The sequence below is a fragment of the Streptococcus sp. FDAARGOS_522 genome (genome assembly GCF_003812445.1).
In the GTDB taxonomy this organism is placed as follows: domain Bacteria; phylum Bacillota; class Bacilli; order Lactobacillales; family Streptococcaceae; genus Streptococcus; species Streptococcus agalactiae.
The window spans coordinates 1991459-2007494 of the sequence record NZ_CP033808.1; the positions used below are offsets into that span (position 1 = coordinate 1991459).

16 protein-coding genes are annotated in these 16036 nt (G+C 35.9%); 15 read left to right on the plus strand and 1 reads right to left on the minus strand.

What is annotated here, in order from left to right; all coding sequences use genetic code 11:
• Positions 1-5: 5 nt before the first annotated feature.
• From EGX70_RS10415 to EGX70_RS10425, 3 genes are all read left to right on the plus strand, one after another.
• Positions 6-1217 (plus strand): pyridoxal phosphate-dependent aminotransferase, encoded by a 1212-nt coding sequence (locus tag EGX70_RS10415; protein ID WP_000688109.1) that lies wholly within the window; start codon positions 6-8, stop codon positions 1215-1217.
• 125 nt (positions 1218-1342) lie between these two features.
• Entirely contained in the window at positions 1343-2128 is a 786-nt protein-coding gene (gene codY, locus EGX70_RS10420) for a GTP-sensing pleiotropic transcriptional regulator CodY (RefSeq protein ID WP_001133183.1), read from the plus strand.
• Positions 2129-2194: 66 nt separating this feature from the next.
• Complete coding sequence (locus EGX70_RS10425; protein ID WP_000158740.1) at positions 2195-2743, plus strand: cysteine hydrolase family protein; 549 nt, start codon at positions 2195-2197, stop codon at positions 2741-2743.
• A 46-nt stretch (positions 2744-2789) separates the two neighbouring features.
• On the opposite strand, the gene EGX70_RS10430 is transcribed toward EGX70_RS10425, so the two are convergent.
• On the minus strand, positions 2790-3755 hold the full coding sequence (locus EGX70_RS10430) for a 3-hydroxyacyl-CoA dehydrogenase (RefSeq protein ID WP_000153115.1): 966 nt from the start codon (positions 3753-3755) through the stop codon (positions 2790-2792).
• A gap of 167 nt (positions 3756-3922) precedes the next feature.
• On the opposite strand from EGX70_RS10430, the gene EGX70_RS10435 reads away from it, so the two are divergent.
• From EGX70_RS10435 to yqeK, 12 genes are all read left to right on the plus strand, one after another.
• Positions 3923-4573, plus strand: coding sequence for a helix-turn-helix transcriptional regulator (locus EGX70_RS10435; RefSeq protein WP_071659924.1), 651 nt, complete (start codon positions 3923-3925; stop codon positions 4571-4573).
• A gap of 10 nt (positions 4574-4583) precedes the next feature.
• Positions 4584-5414 carry a pyruvate, water dikinase regulatory protein gene (locus EGX70_RS10440; protein ID WP_000390093.1) on the plus strand — a complete coding sequence of 277 codons (831 nt, stop codon included), beginning with the start codon at positions 4584-4586 and terminating at the stop codon, positions 5412-5414.
• A gap of 12 nt (positions 5415-5426) precedes the next feature.
• Entirely contained in the window at positions 5427-8072 is a 2646-nt protein-coding gene (gene ppdK / locus EGX70_RS10445; protein ID WP_000448264.1) for a pyruvate, phosphate dikinase, read from the plus strand.
• A 137-nt stretch (positions 8073-8209) separates the two neighbouring features.
• Positions 8210-8512, plus strand: coding sequence for an Asp-tRNA(Asn)/Glu-tRNA(Gln) amidotransferase subunit GatC (gatC, locus tag EGX70_RS10450; protein WP_000703032.1), 303 nt, complete (start codon positions 8210-8212; stop codon positions 8510-8512).
• The gene (gatA, locus tag EGX70_RS10455; RefSeq protein ID WP_000009529.1) at positions 8512-9978 is read left to right on the plus strand and encodes an Asp-tRNA(Asn)/Glu-tRNA(Gln) amidotransferase subunit GatA; all 1467 of its coding nucleotides are present in this window, start codon (positions 8512-8514) and stop codon (positions 9976-9978) included. The genes gatC and gatA overlap by 1 nt, the downstream gene beginning before the upstream one ends.
• The gene (gene gatB, locus EGX70_RS10460) at positions 9978-11420 is read left to right on the plus strand and encodes an Asp-tRNA(Asn)/Glu-tRNA(Gln) amidotransferase subunit GatB (protein WP_123948123.1); all 1443 of its coding nucleotides are present in this window, start codon (positions 9978-9980) and stop codon (positions 11418-11420) included. The genes gatA and gatB overlap by 1 nt, the downstream gene beginning before the upstream one ends.
• A 129-nt stretch (positions 11421-11549) precedes the next feature.
• Positions 11550-12464: a DMT family transporter gene (locus tag EGX70_RS10465; RefSeq protein ID WP_123948125.1), complete on the plus strand. Its 915-nt coding sequence runs from the start codon at positions 11550-11552 to the stop codon at positions 12462-12464.
• A gap of 116 nt (positions 12465-12580) precedes the next feature.
• Complete coding sequence (locus EGX70_RS10470; protein ID WP_000020580.1) at positions 12581-13108, plus strand: YqeG family HAD IIIA-type phosphatase; 528 nt, start codon at positions 12581-12583, stop codon at positions 13106-13108.
• Positions 13108-14226, plus strand: a complete 1119-nt coding sequence (yqeH, locus tag EGX70_RS10475; protein WP_000391743.1) for a ribosome biogenesis GTPase YqeH — start codon at positions 13108-13110, stop codon at positions 14224-14226. Before EGX70_RS10470 ends, yqeH begins: the two co-directional genes overlap by 1 nt.
• A 92-nt stretch (positions 14227-14318) precedes the next feature.
• The gene (gene yhbY, locus EGX70_RS10480; protein WP_000958131.1) at positions 14319-14636 is read left to right on the plus strand and encodes a ribosome assembly RNA-binding protein YhbY; all 318 of its coding nucleotides are present in this window, start codon (positions 14319-14321) and stop codon (positions 14634-14636) included.
• Positions 14637-14765: 129 nt separating this feature from the next.
• Complete coding sequence (locus tag EGX70_RS10485; RefSeq protein ID WP_001162767.1) at positions 14766-15398, plus strand: nicotinate-nucleotide adenylyltransferase; 633 nt, start codon at positions 14766-14768, stop codon at positions 15396-15398.
• Positions 15395-15982 carry a bis(5'-nucleosyl)-tetraphosphatase (symmetrical) YqeK gene (yqeK, locus tag EGX70_RS10490; RefSeq protein ID WP_000221169.1) on the plus strand — a complete coding sequence of 196 codons (588 nt, stop codon included), beginning with the start codon at positions 15395-15397 and terminating at the stop codon, positions 15980-15982. The genes EGX70_RS10485 and yqeK overlap by 4 nt, the downstream gene beginning before the upstream one ends.
• Positions 15983-16036 lie beyond the last annotated feature (54 nt).

A 16036-nucleotide genomic window follows, 5' to 3' on the forward strand; every position in this document is an offset into this window, starting at 1 on the left:
TTTTTATGAAGATATTTGATAAATCAATGAAGCTGGAACATGTGGCTTATGATATTAGAGGCCCTGTTTTAGAAGAGGCGGACCGCATGAGGGCAAATGGTGAAAAGATATTGCGGTTAAATACTGGAAATCCAGCTGCCTTTGGCTTCGAAGCGCCAGATGAAGTCATTCGTGATTTAATTACGAATGCGCGTGAATCAGAAGGTTACTCTGATTCGAAAGGTATTTTTTCAGCTCGTAAGGCTGTTATGCAGTATTACCAGTTACAAAACATCCATGTTGACATGGATGATATATACATTGTTAATGGTGTTAGTGAGGGAATCTCTATGTCAATGCAAGCTTTGCTTGATAATGATGACGAGGTTCTAGTTCCAATGCCAGATTACCCGTTATGGACAGCTTGTGTTAGCCTTGCTGGTGGAAATGCTGTGCATTATATTTGTGATGAGGAAGCTAATTGGTATCCTGATATTGATGATATCAAATCAAAAATCACATCCAAAACAAAAGCAATTGTCCTCATTAATCCAAATAATCCAACTGGAGCAGTCTATCCGCGTGAAATTCTGCAAGAGATTGTGGATATCGCTAGACAAAATGACTTGATTATTTTTTCAGACGAGGTTTATGACCGTTTAGTTATGGATGGAATGGAGCATATCCCAATTGCTTCTATTGCAGAGGATATTTTTACAGTTACTTTATCTGGCTTATCTAAATCACATCGCATCTGTGGTTTCCGCGTTGGTTGGATGGTATTGTCTGGTCCGCGACAACATGTTAAAGGTTATATTGAAGGTTTGAATATGTTAGCTAACATGAGGCTGTGTTCAAATGTTCTTGCTCAACAGGTTATTCAAACATCGTTAGGCGGACAGCAATCTATTGATAGTATGTTGTTGCCAGGAGGTCGTATCTACGAGCAACGTAATTATATCCATAAAGCAATTAATGAAATACCTGGTTTATCTGCTGTAAAACCAAATGCTGGACTGTATCTTTTCCCTAAAATTGATACAGATATGTACCGTATTGATAATGATGAAGAGTTTGTGCTTAATTTCTTAAAACAAGAAAAAGTATTACTAACACACGGTAGAGGATTTAATATGAATACCGCTGACCATTTTAGAATTGTTTACTTACCACGTGTTGATGAATTGACTGAACTACAAGAAAAAATGGCTCGCTTTTTAAGCCGATACAAGCGCTAGAATGAATTTTTATTAGATAAACATTAAATTAACAATAGAAGTTCTTAAAATGTACTGATATCGATTTGCAAAAGCTAAAATGCTTTGATATAATTGTAACGCAAAACATACAAAGGATGAAGGAAATGCCGAATTTATTAGAAAAAACTAGAAAAATTACATCCATCTTACAGCGTTCCGTAGATAGCTTAGATGCCGAACTACCATATAATACAATGGCGGCTCAATTAGCTGATATTATTGACTGTAACGCATGTATTATTAATGGTGGTGGTAACTTACTTGGCTATGCCATGAAATATAAAACAAACACTGACCGTGTGGAAGAATTTTTTGAAACAAAACAATTCCCAGATTACTATGTTAAATCTGCTAGTCGTGTTTATGATACAGAAGCTAACTTATCAGTAGATAATGATTTGTCAATTTTCCCAGTTGAGACAAAGGAAAACTTCCAAGATGGTATTACAACAATCGCTCCAATTTATGGTGGTGGAATGCGCTTGGGAACATTTATTATCTGGCGTAATGATAAAGAATTTAGCGACGATGATTTGATTTTAGTTGAAATTGCAAGCACCGTTGTTGGTATTCAATTACTTAACCTTCAAACAGAAAATCTAGAAGAAAATATTCGTAAACAAACAGCGGTGACAATGGCTATCAACACTCTATCTTATTCAGAAATGAAAGCTGTAGCTGCTATCTTAGGAGAATTAGATGGACTTGAAGGACGCCTAACGGCATCTGTTATTGCAGACCGTATTGGAATTACACGTTCCGTTATTGTAAATGCTCTTCGTAAATTGGAGTCTGCGGGAATCATTGAGAGCCGCTCACTCGGTATGAAGGGAACATACCTCAAAGTTATTAACGAAGGTATTTTTGACAAATTAAAAGAATATAATTAATCATAGCATGGGACTGGGAGTAGCTTTCAGTTCCTTTTTTGAAATCAAGAGGAGATAAGAAGAAAAATGACAAAAGCACTCATCTCAATAGACTACACATATGATTTTGTGGCAGATGATGGGAAATTAACGGCAGGTAAACCAGCGCAATCTATCGCTTCAGCTATAGCTGACGTTACAGAGAAAGCATACCGGTCAGGGGATTATATTTTTTTTGCGATTGATAATCATGATATTGGAGATGTTTTTCATCCAGAGAGCAATCTTTTTCCTGAGCATAATATTAAAGGGACTTCTGGTAGAAACCTATATGGTCCTTTGGGAACTCTATATGAAACTATTAAGGAAGATAGTCGTGTTTTTTGGATAGATAAGCGTCATTATTCTGCCTTTTCTGGCACTGATTTAGATATTCGCCTACGTGAAAGACGAGTAGATACTTTGATATTGACAGGAGTATTGACAGATATTTGTGTATTACACACAGCAATTGATGCTTATAACTTAGGTTATAAAATTGAGGTCCCAGCAGCAGCTGTAGCTAGCTTAAATGATAGTAATCATCAATGGGCTTTAAATCATTTTAAAACTGTTCTTGGTGCAACTATTCTTTAGTTGAATTATAAAAGAGGTTAGATTTTTATCTAACCTCTTTTATAGTTTAGTCGTAATCATAAAAGCCGTGTCCAGCAGCTTTACCGGTACGTCCTTTATCAATGAATTCTTCTTTAAGCATTTTTGCAAGGTGAGCATGAAGACTATTAGGATCGCTGTTGGTATCTGAATAATTCTTCATGATATTATAAGCGGTATCGATGCCAATAATATCTAAAATTTCTAAAGGTCCCATCGGTGCTCCTGTTCCTAACTTCCAGGTTTTATCAATAGTTTCAGAATCAGAAACCTTATCATAGTACAATGCTAGTGCACTCTCTAAGAATGGAACTAGTATTGAATTAAGAATATAGCCAGGTTGTTCTTTATGAATATGTAAAGGCACCATACCAATATCTTTTGAGAATGCCAAAGCTTCTTTGATAACCTCGTCGTCAGTTCCCTTATGTCCCATAATTTCAACAATATTATTTTGCCAAATATTGTTAGCGAAATGCATTGCTAAAAATTTGTCAGGCCGTCCTGTTATATCAGCAAACTGACTTGGAACAAGTGTTGAAGAATTTGTTGCAAAGATTGTCTTTGAAGGTGCCACTTTAGCTAATTGTTTATAAAAATCTTCTTTTATACTAACTGTTTCTGGGACAGCTTCGATTACTAAATCGGCGTCACTTACAGCTTGGTCTAAGTTTTTTGAAAAAGTAATTTGGTTTGGTAAATCAGCAATCAAGTCTAATGAATCGGCAACTTTTGAAAGAAAAATATGGTCTAAGCTAGGCAATAAGTTTTTATTATACTTGATACTTTTAGCTTTATCACTATATGCTTCTTTTGCTGTTTCAATTTCTGATTGATAGACTTTAGCTAATTTTTTGATGCGTTCTTTTCCCTTATTTAAAGCTTCATCGTTAATGTCATATATGGTGACAGACATTCCTTTGTAAGCTGCTTGAAAGGCGATTTGACTACCTAGAACGCCACTTCCTGCAACAGTGAGATTTTTAATTGTCATATTACAACCTCCGATACTTATATTCGAAAACGTTTTCGAAGAAAGTTTAACAAAAGATATGTCTAAAAGCAAATATATAGTATGATTATTTTTAAAATAGTATCTTTTTTTACTTGATTTCAGTAAAAAAAGATATATAATATAACATATAAAATAAATAGTATACAATATATAAAGAAGGTGATCTTATTCAATTAAATCAAAGGCAAGAAAGAATTATTGATATTATCAAACAGTTTCAGCCCATTACTGGTGAGCTAATAGCTGAGAAATTAGGAGTAACAAGAGCAGCACTAAGGTCTGATTTGGCGGTTTTAAGTATGCTAGGTATCATAGATGCAAAACCTAAGGTTGGTTATTTTTATTTAGGACAGTATCATGCTTCAATAGGGACAAGTCATTTTGAAAAGATGACAGTTTCAGAAATTATGGGGATCCCTCTGACAGTTCATCAAAAAGATTCAGTTTATGATGTTATTGTACATATTTTTATGGAAGATGCTGGTTGTGCTTTTATCTTGGATGATGATGATTTTCTCTGTGGAGTCGTGTCACGTAAAGATTTACTAAAAACCAGTATTGGCGGAGGAGATCTTTCTAAAATGCCAATAGGAATGGTGATGACACGTATGCCACACGTGACAACTGTTTTAGAAAATGAAAGTCTTTTTGCGGCAGCTGATAAATTAGTGAGCAGAAAAGTGGATAGTCTCCCTGTCGTTCGTCATGATAAGCAATATCCCGAAAAATTTAAAGTGATCGGGAAATTATCTAAAACAATCCTCGCTAGTTTGTTTTTAGAAATAAGAGATTATTAGGAGGAAACTGATGGAAGATCAACTCACTATATTTATTATTTCAGATTCTTTAGGGGAAACAGCCAAAGCTATTGCGAAAGCATGTTTGTCACAATTTCCAGGACATGATGATTGGCATTTTCAACGTTTTTCCTATATTAACAGTCAGGAACGCTTAGAACAAGTTTTTGAAGAGGCTAGCCAGAAGACAGTATTTATGATGTTTAGTTTAGTTGATGTTGCTTTGGCTTCCTATGCACAGAAACGATGTGAAAGTGAACATTATGCTTATGTTGACTTATTAACAAATGTTATTCAAGGAATATCAAGGATATCGGGTATAGATCCTTTGGGAGAACCAGGGATTTTACGACGCTTAGACAATGATTATTTCAAAAGAGTAGAATCAATAGAATTTGCAGTAAAATATGATGATGGGAGAGATCCGCGAGGTATTTTACAAGCAGATTTAGTTATTATAGGAATTTCAAGAACTTCTAAAACACCATTAAGTATGTTTTTAGCAGATAAAAATATTAAAGTTATTAATATTCCTTTGGTTCCAGAGGTTCCTGTTCCTAAAGAATTACGTATGATTGATTCTAGAAGGATTATCGGACTAACTAATTCGGTTGATCATCTTAATCAAGTCCGAAAAGTTCGATTAAAGTCCTTAGGTCTTTCTAGTACGGCAAATTATGCCAGTTTAGAACGGATTTTGGAGGAGACGAGGTATGCTGAAGAAGTTATGAAAAATTTAGGTTGCCCAATCATTAATGTATCTGATAAAGCAATCGAAGAAACAGCAACGATTATTTTAGAAATCTTAAAAACAAATGGACAAGTAGCTAAAAATCTGTAAAAGGAGACGCTGATGGAAACTAAGTTTGTGTATCATTTTGATGAAGGTTGTAAGGAAATGAAGGAACTGCTAGGTGGTAAGGGGGCTAATCTAGCTGAAATGACGAGTATTGGGTTACCGGTACCACAAGGTTTTACTATTACAACACAGGCTTGTAATGATTATTATGATAACGCTTGCCATATCCGAGAGAGTATTCTTAGTCAAATTGATCAAGCAATGGCACAATTGGAGGTTGAACAGAACAAGCAATTAGGAAGTGTTGATGATCCTTTGTTGGTGTCAGTTCGGTCAGGATCAGTTTTTTCAATGCCTGGTATGATGGACACAGTTTTAAATTTAGGGTTAAATGATCGTAGTGTCCAAGGTTTAGTGAAAAAGACAGAAGACGAGCGTTTTGCTTATGACAGTTATCGTCGTTTTATCCAAATGTTTGCAGATGTGGTTACAGGCATTCCAAAATATAAATTTGATACCATTTTAGATCGACTTAAGACAGATAAATGTTATCAAGATGACACAGAACTAACTGGTTCAGATTTAAAGAGACTTGTTGAATTTTACAAGGAACTATATCAAAAAGAAGCAGGAGAAAAATTTCCGCAAGATCCTAAAAGGCAGCTTTTGTTAGCAATTGAGGCAGTTTTTAAATCATGGAATAATCCAAGAGCTAAGATTTATCGTAAATTAAATGATATTCCGGAGACGCTTGGGACAGCCGTTAATATCCAAGCTATGGTTTTTGGGAATATGGGAAATAACAGCGGAACGGGAGTTGCTTTTACACGAAACCCATCAACTGGAGCAGCAAATTTATTTGGTGAGTATTTGATTAATGCACAAGGAGAAGATGTTGTTGCAGGTATCAGAACACCACAATCCATATCAAAATTGGCAGAACAAATGCCTATTATTTACCAAGAGTTTGTAAGCGTTACCCAAAAGTTAGAAGCTCATTATCGCGATATGCAAGATATGGAGTTTACAATTGAAAATGGTAATCTTTATATGCTTCAGACGAGAAGCGGTAAGCGTACAGCGAAGGCAGCTATCAAAATAGCAGTAGATCAAGTAAATGAAGGCCTAATTAGTAAAGAAGAAGCTATACTACGTATCGAGCCCAAACAATTAGATCAGTTATTACACCCTTCTTTTGACTTGAAAAGTTTAAAGAAAGCTATTATTTTGACGACAGGACTTCCAGCTTCTCCTGGAGCTGCTTATGGGAAAGTTTATTTCCATGCAGAAGATGTTGTTAAAGAGATGAAAAAGGGAAATCCAGTGCTATTGGTCAGACAAGAGACATCACCTGAAGATATCGAGGGGATGGTTAGTGCAAACGGGATTATAACAGCAAGAGGCGGAATGACTTCCCATGCGGCAGTAGTAGCCAGAGGAATGGGGAAACCATGCGTTGCAGGCTGTAGTCAATTATTGGTTGATGAAGTAAGACGAGAAATTTCTATTGGGCATCAAACGATAAAAGAAGGTGAGATGTTATCAATCGATGGTGCTACAGGAAATGTTTATATAGGACAAGTTCCGATGGCAGAGACTAGCGTAGATCGTGATTTTGAGATATTTATGAAATGGGTAGATGAAAATCGAGATATGATGGTGTGTTCAAATGCAGATAATCCGAGAGATGCTCAAAAGGCCTTGGACTTTGGAGCAGAAGGAATAGGTCTTTGTCGCACGGAACATATGTTTTTTGACGATGAACGTATTCCAGTCGTTAGAGAAATGATTTTAGCGGATGAAATATTGAGCCGAAGGAAGGCTCTAGAAAGGCTTTTATCTTTCCAAAGAGACGATTTTTATCAAATTTTTAAAGTATTGAAAGGTAAAGCTTGTACGATTCGTTTGCTTGACCCTCCTTTACATGAATTCTTACCCCATGATAAAGAGTCTATAGAATCTATGGCAAGACAAATGGGGATATCTACTTTAGCTATTGAAAAACGGATTCAAACATTAGAAGAATTCAACCCTATGTTAGGTCATCGTGGTTGTAGACTTGCGATTACCTATCCGGAAATTTACCAAATGCAGGTGAGAGCTCTTGTACAAGGCGCTATACTTGCAATGAAAGAGGGATATGAGGCAAAGCCAGAAATTATGATTCCTTTAGTGACAGCGCATGAAGAAATCTCTATAATACGTGATCTGATTGAAGAGACAATTGTTGAGGAGAGTAAATCTAAAAAAATTAACTTATCATTCCCTATTGGGACAATGATTGAAACACCAAGAGCTTGTATGATAGCGGATGATATTGCAAAGTTTGCGGATTTCTTTAGTTTTGGGACCAATGATTTAACACAAATGAGCTTTGGATTTTCACGAGATGATGCTGGAAAATTCTTAGGAGAATACGTTGATAAAGGACTTCTAAAAAAAGACCCTTTCCAAGTTTTAGATCAAAAAGGAATAGGAAGGTTTATTGAGCAGGCAGTGAGGTTAGGAAAAGAAGTTAAGCCAAACCTTAAAATAGGTATCTGTGGAGAGCATGGTGGAGAACCATCATCTATTGAGTTCTGTTACCAACTGGGGTTACATTATGTATCGTGTTCGCCGTTTAGGATTCCTATTGCTAAATTAGCGGCTGCACAGGCTAAAATCAAACAAAGCAGAAATGATATAACAATAGATAAATAAACAGTAAACGCTTCTTATCATAGGTAAGAAGCGTTTATTATGAAAAGCTGGGATAATGTGATAACATTGAGAGTTTAATATGCTATAATAGTAGAGACTATCTTAAAACGAAAATGATACAGAGATAAGGAGAACTCATGAAAATTTCTGAAGAAGAAGTGCGTCATGTTGCCAATCTGTCAAAATTGCGCTTTTCTGATCAAGAGACTAAAGAATTTGCGTCAAGTTTGTCAAAGATTGTTGATATGATTGAACTCTTAAATGAAGTTGACACAGAAGGCGTACCAGTAACAACGACCATGGCAGATCGCAAAACCGTGATGCGTGAAGATATTGCTCAACCAGGCCATAATCGTGATGACTTATTTAAAAATGTACCACAGCATCAAGATTATTATATTAAAGTACCTGCAATTCTTGAGGATGGAGGAGATGCCTAATGTCGTTTAATAATCAATCAATTGATCAGTTGCATGATTTTCTCGTTAAAAAAGAAATTTCAGCAACTGAATTAACAAAAGCTACATTGGAAGATATTCATGCGCGTGAACAAGCGGTTGGATCTTTTATTACTATTTCTGATGAGATGGCAATAGCTCAAGCCAAAGAAATTGATGATAAAGGAATTGATGCTGATAATGTTATGTCAGGTATTCCCTTAGCAGTTAAAGATAATATTTCAACAAAGGGGATTCTTACAACAGCTGCTTCTAAAATGCTCTATAACTATGAGCCAATCTTTGATGCTACGGCTGTTGAAAAGTTATATGCTAAAGATATGATTGTGATTGGTAAAGCAAACATGGATGAATTTGCCATGGGAGGCTCTACAGAAACATCTTATTTTAAAAAGACAAATAACGCTTGGGACCATAGTAAAGTTCCGGGAGGATCATCAGGTGGTTCTGCAGCAGCAGTAGCTTCAGGACAAGTACGTTTATCATTGGGCTCTGATACAGGTGGTTCAATTCGCCAACCGGCTTCATTTAATGGAATCGTTGGTATGAAGCCAACTTACGGACGTGTATCACGCTTTGGTTTGTTTGCTTTCGGTAGTTCGCTTGACCAGATTGGACCGATGTCTCAAACAGTAAAAGAGAATGCACAGCTTTTGACAGTTATTTCTGGGCATGATGTAAGAGATTCAACTTCTTCTGAGCGTACTGTAGGCGATTTTACTGCTAAAATTGGTCAAGATATTCAAGGAATGAAAATTGCTTTACCAAAAGAATATTTGGGAGAAGGAATAGCGCAAGGAGTTAAAGAAACGATTATTAAGGCCGCAAAACATCTGGAAAAACTAGGTGCAGTTATTGAGGAAGTTAGTTTACCGCATTCTAAATACGGTGTTGCTGTTTATTATATTGTTGCTTCATCGGAAGCTTCTTCAAACTTACAACGTTTTGATGGTATTCGTTATGGATACCGTACAGAAAATTATAAAAACTTGGATGATATCTATGTCAATACACGATCTGAAGGTTTTGGAGACGAAGTTAAGCGTCGCATTATGCTGGGAACGTTCAGTTTATCTTCTGGGTATTACGATGCTTATTATAAAAAAGCAGGTCAAGTTCGTAGTTTGATTATTCAAGATTTTGAAAAAGTTTTCGCAGATTATGACTTGATTTTAGGTCCAACAGCTCCAACAACAGCCTTTGACTTAGATTCTTTAAATCACGATCCAGTTGCAATGTACCTAGCTGATATTCTAACAATACCAGTTAATTTGGCTGGTTTACCAGGTATTTCAATCCCTGCTGGTTTTGATCAAGGTCTACCGGTTGGTATGCAGTTGATTGGTCCGAAATTCAGTGAAGAAACAATATATCAGGTTGCTGCTGCCTTCGAAGCAACGACAGATTATCATAAACAACAACCTAAAATTTTTGGAGGTGAGAACTAATGAATTTTGAAACAGTCATTGGACTTGAAGTCCATGTTGAATTAAATACGAACTCTAAAATTTTCTCACCTTCTTCCGCTCATTTTGGTCAGGAACAAAATGCTAATACAAATGTAATTGACTGGTCTTTCCCAGGTGTCCTTCCAGTCATGAATAAAGGAGTTATTGATGCAGGAATCAAGGCGGCACTTGCCTTGAATATGGATATCCATCAAAACATGCATTTTGATCGTAAAAATTATTTCTATCCAGATAATCCTAAAGCTTATCAAATTTCACAGTTTGATGAGCCTATTGGTTACAATGGTTGGATTGAAATCGAATTAGAAGATGGTACACGAAAAAAAATTCGTATTGAGCGTGCCCACCTCGAAGAAGATGCAGGAAAAAATACACATGGGACAGATGGTTATTCCTATGTTGACCTTAATAGACAAGGTGTTCCACTGATTGAAATTGTATCAGAAGCTGATATGCGTTCTCCTGAGGAAGCTTATGCTTATTTGACAGCTCTCAAAGAGATTATCCAATATACTGGAATTTCTGACGTTAAAATGGAAGAAGGTTCTATGCGTGTAGATGCCAATATTTCACTTCGTCCTTATGGTCAAGAAGAGTTTGGTACTAAAGCAGAACTTAAGAACCTTAACTCATTCAATAATGTACGTAAAGGTTTGATACATGAAGAAAAACGTCAAGCACAAGTTTTACGATCTGGTGGTCAAATTCAGCAAGAGACTCGTCGTTTTGATGAAACAACAGGTGAGACTATTTTGATGCGTGTCAAGGAAGGCTCATCAGATTATCGCTATTTCCCTGAACCAGATCTACCACTATTTGATATCTCGGATGAATGGATTGATCAAGTTCGTTTAGAATTACCAGAATTTCCACAGGAACGTCGTGCGAAATATGTATCGTCTTTTGGTCTATCATCTTATGATGCTAGCCAATTAACAGCTACAAAAGCAACTTCTGATTTCTTTGAAAAAGCTGTTGCTATTGGGGGTGATGCAAAACAAGTTTCCAATTGGTTACAAGGAGAAGTGGCGCAATTTCTTAACAGTGAATCAAAATCAATCGAAGAAATTGGTCTGACTCCTGAGAATTTGGTTGAGATGATTGGCTTGATTGCTGACGGTACAATTTCATCCAAAATTGCTAAAAAAGGTTTTGTGCATTTAGCTAAAAATGGTGGTTCAGCTGAAGAATTCGTTAAAAAGGCTGGTTTAGTTCAAATTTCAGATCCTGAAGTATTAATCCCAATTATTCATCAAGTCTTTGCAGATAATGAAGCTGCTGTGATTGACTTTAAGTCAGGAAAACGCAATGCTGATAAGGCCTTCACAGGTTATCTAATGAAAGCAACAAAAGGACAAGCTAATCCACAAGTTGCTCTGAAGCTGTTAGCGCAAGAATTAGCAAAATTAAAAGAAGAATAGAAATCAGCCTTTTGGCTGGTTTTTATTCGCTAATTTAGCACGAACACCTAGGGATAAATAATTAAGAAGCTAAGATATTTATCAGATGACTTTAACTACAGTGTTTAAGAAATAAAAATGAGGGGAAAAATGACTAAAAAAGGAAAAGGAACAATGATGACCTTAGCTGCCGGACTAGCATGGGGCATTTCTGGAATTAGTGGTCAATACTTGATGTCGCACGGAGTACACGTTAACCTTTTGACTTCTTTACGATTGTTGATAACAGGTATCTTTCTCTTGTCTTTAGCTAGATCAAAACAAAAGGAGCATTTAGTAGCAGCGTGGAAACAGCCAAAATTTTTAAAGCAGGTTTTACTTTTTTCTATATTTGGTTTAGTTTTAAATCAATATGCTTTTCTCAGAGCGATTCATTTAACAAATGCTGGAACTGCAACGGTTTTGCAATATATGGCACCAATACTTATTTTGAGTATTGTTTGTATCCTAAACAGACAAAGACCAACATCTTTTGAAATAATAGCAATTGCTATGGCAATTTTAGGAACCTATATGATTGCAACGCATGGGAAGTTAGGAAGTTTAGCTATCACACCGAAAGGATTAATGTGGGGGCTTGGTTCCGCCATTACTTATTCTATTTATATTTTATTACCTGTGAAACTTATTCATGAATGGGGAAGTACGATTGTTATTGGTTCAGGAATGTTTATAGGTGGGATTTTATTTAGTTTGGTGACAAAAGCGTGGCAATACCCCTTACAAATTAATGTGATGAGTATACTTGCTTATATTGGCATTATTGGTATTGGGACTATTTTTGCTTACACTTTTTTCCTTAAAGGGGTTAGTATTGTAGGTGCTGTCAAGGGTAGCTTATTAGCATCGGTAGAGCCAGTTTCTTCGGTATTTTTGACAGTACTTGTTTTAGGAGAAATTTTTTATCCAATAGATTTACTTGGGATGCTGTTTATTTTTCTTGCTGTAACTCTAATCTCTTACAAAGATTTAATTGCATTGAAGAAAATGAAACGAGTAAGATAGTATCTTTTGGGGTTGAAACCCTAATTTAAAGGTCTTTAAAGACCTTTTTTCTTTACTCGCTATCTCTTAAGAATTATGGTAGAATGAATAGTAAAATATATTTTTTGGAGATGAAATTGAGTATAGATGATTATAGGCCGACCTTCGTGGTTGAGGCAGTTTATGATTTAAGAGCAGAAGATTTATTACGTCATGGCATTCGTGCGGTTTTAGTTGATTTAGATAATACACTCATTGCTTGGAATAATCCAGATGGTACTGCTGAGGTGCGTGCATGGTTAGATGAGATGACAACAGCGGATATTTCAGTTGTAGTAGTGTCTAATAACAATCATGCTCGCGTAGAACGTGCAGTATCACGTTTTGGTGTGGATTTTGTAAGTCGTGCGATGAAACCATTTACTCGTGGTATAAACATGGCAATTGAGCGTTATGGCTTTGATCGTGACGAGGTGATTATGGTTGGAGATCAATTGATGACAGATATTCGTGCTAGTCATCGCGCAGGAATAAAGTCCGTATTGGTAAAACCAATTGTTAAATCTGATGCTTGGAATACCAAGTTCAATCGCTTACGTGAACGTCGCGTTTGGAAAAAAATAGAAGAGAATTACGGTAAAATCGTATATCAAAAAGGAATTTAATGGAAGAGTTATTTTGTATTGGCTGCGGAGCCAGGATTCAAACTGAAAATAAAGATGCTGCTGGCTATACACCTCGTGCAGCACTTGAAAAAGGTTTAGAGACAGGAGAATTATACTGTCAGCGTTGTTTCAGATTGCGCCACTATAATGAGATTACTGACGTTCATATCACTGATGATGAATTTTTGAAATTACTACATGAGGTTGGAGATAGTGATGCCCTTGTGGTGAATGTCATTGATATTTTTGATTTCAATGGTTCAATTATTCCTGGTCTTAGTCGTTTCGTTGCAGGAAACGATGTTCTTTTAGTAGGAAATAAAAAAGATATTCTTCCCAAATCGGTTAAAGATGGAAAAGTAACACAATGGTTAACTGAGAGAGCTCATGAAGAGGGGCTTCGTCCTGTTGATGTCATCTTGACAAGTGCCCAAAATCATCATGCTATTAAGGATTTGATTGATACGATTGAAAAGTATCGTCATGGTCGAGATGTTTATGTTGTTGGGGTTACTAATGTTGGAAAGTCAACTCTTATTAACGCTATTATTCGTGAAATTACTGGTAGTCGTGATGTTATTACGACCTCACGTTTCCCAGGTACAACGTTAGATAAAATAGAAATACCTCTTGATGATGGTAGCTATATTTTTGATACCCCGGGTATTATTCATCGTCATCAAATGGCTCATTATTTGACAGCAAAAAATCTTAAATATGTTAGTCCTAAAAAAGAAATAAAACCCAAAACTTATCAGCTTAATTCAGAACAAACATTATTCTTGGCTGGCCTAGCACGTTTTGATTTTATTTCTGGTCAAAAACAAGGTTTTACGGCATATTTTGATAATAACCTGAATTTACACCGCACTAAACTAGTTGGAGCAGATGAATTTTACACTAAACATGTTGGAAAATTATTGACACCACCAACAGGTAAGGAAGTTTCAGATTTTCCTAAATTAGTTCGTCATGAATTTACAATCAAAGATAAAATGGATATTGTTTATTCGGGTCTTGGTTGGATACGTGTGAAATCAGAAGCAGAAAATCCAGTAGTAGTAGCTGTTTGGGCTCCAGAAGGCGTGGCAGTTGTTTTACGCAAAGCTTTAATTTAATAACTAAATTAACCAGCAACATATGACGGTTTTTCATCTAATTTAGCTGATGATACAGTCATAATCCTATAATAGATAAAAAGGAAACTAATATGTTAACATCTAAACAACGTGCTTTCTTAAAATCAGAAGCACATTCTATGAAACCCATTATTCAAATTGGGAAAAATGGTTTAAATGATCAAATCAAAACAAGCGTACGTAATGCACTCGATGCACGTGAGCTAATCAAAGTAACCCTTTTACAAAATACCGATGAAGATATCCACGATGTCGCTGAAGTTCTGGAAGATGAAATTGGCTGCGATACTGTCCTTAAAATAGGACGTATCTTGATTCTTTATAAAGAGTCAGCGCGCAAAGAAAATCGTAAAATTTCAGTTAAAGTAAAAGCAGTAAAATCAAACTAAACTACAATAGATTAAGAAATAGAGTATAGAACTAAAAAACGATTTACCTAAGTTACACTTCCGTATGATAGCTGATCATGATAATCAGTGTTTGTTTTTTTAGAGATACTACTTGTTCATGGAGGAATTATGGCACTCGAATTGCTAACACCATTTACAAAAGTTGAATTAGAAGAGAAAAAGCGAGATACTAACCGAAAACAAATTGGAATTATGGGAGGAAATTTTAACCCTGTTCATAACGCCCACCTTGTTGTTGCAGATCAAGTACGTCAGCAATTGTGTTTAGACCAAGTTCTGTTGATGCCTGAATTTCAGCCACCACATATTGATAAAAAAGAGACAATTGATGAACAGCATCGTCTCAAGATGCTTGAATTAGCAATAGAAGGCATTGATGGTTTATCTATTGAACCAATTGAAATTGAACGTAAAGGTATCAGCTATACATACGATACGATGAAGCTTCTAATTGAAAAAAATCCAGATGTTGATTATTATTTCATTATTGGGGCAGATATGGTGGAATATCTACCTAAGTGGCATCGTATTGATGAACTTGTTAAAATGGTGCAGTTTGTTGGTGTTCAACGTCCAAAATATAAAGCTGGTACATCATATCCCGTTATTTGGGTGGATCTGCCATTGATGGATATCTCATCAAGTATGATTCGTCAATTTATTAAAAGTAATCGTCAGCCCAACTATTTACTGCCTAGAGAGGTATTAGATTATATCAGGAAAGAAGGTCTTTACAAATGACCTACAAAGATTACACAGGTTTAGATCGGACTGAACTTTTGAGTAAAGTGCGTCATATGATGTCCGACAAACGTTTTAATCATGTGTTAGGAGTAGAGCGTGCTGCAATAGAGTTAGCAGAACGGTATGGTTATGACAAGGAAAAAGCGGGTCTAGCTGCTTTATTACATGATTATGCTAAGGAACTATCTGATGATGAATTTCTTAGATTAATTGATAAATACCAACCAGATCCCGACCTAAAAAAATGGGGTAATAATATTTGGCATGGTCTTGTTGGCATTTATAAAATACAAGAGGATCTAGCTATCAAAGATCAAGATATTTTAGCTGCTATTGCAAAACATACTGTTGGTTCAGCCCAAATGTCCACATTGGATAAAATCGTTTATGTAGCAGATTACATTGAACACAATCGAGATTTTCCAGGAGTTGAAGAAGCTCGTGAGTTAGCGAAAGTTGACCTTAATAAAGCAGTAGCTTATGAGACTGCTAGAACAGTTGCGTTTTTAGCAAGTAAGGCTCAGCCTATCTATCCTAAAACGATTGAAACCTATAATGCTTATATACCTTATCTCGACTAATTCTTTTATTGAATAATGGTCATGATAGGTTTGGCGATGCAGTGGTCATTTTGG